The organism is Pseudomonas sp. LFS044, assembly GCF_047978245.1.
Classification (GTDB): Bacteria; Pseudomonadota; Gammaproteobacteria; order Pseudomonadales; family Pseudomonadaceae; genus Aquipseudomonas.
This window is the reverse complement of record NZ_JBFPFX010000093.1, coordinates 1-230: the sequence shown is the minus strand read 5'-3', so window position 1 is coordinate 230 and position 230 is coordinate 1. Positions and strand designations below refer to the sequence as shown.

1 rRNA gene is annotated in these 230 nt (G+C 50.4%); it reads right to left on the bottom strand.

Annotated elements, in window-relative coordinates:
- Nucleotides 1-230, bottom strand: a 23S ribosomal RNA gene (locus ACNQPL_RS26740); the annotation flags it as partial.

Sequence of the window (230 nt, the reverse complement as noted above, 5' to 3'; positions counted from 1 at the left end):
CCCTCACGGTACTAGTTCACTATCGGTCAGTCAGTAGTATTTAGCCTTGGAGGATGGTCCCCCCATGTTCAGACAAAGTTTCTCGTGCTCCGTCCTACTCGATTTCATTGACAAGAGATTTTCGTGTACGGGGCTATCACCCACTATGGCCGCACTTTCCAGAGCGTTCCACTAATCTCAAACCAACTTAAGGGCTGGTCCCCGTTCGCTCGCCACTACTAAGGGAATCT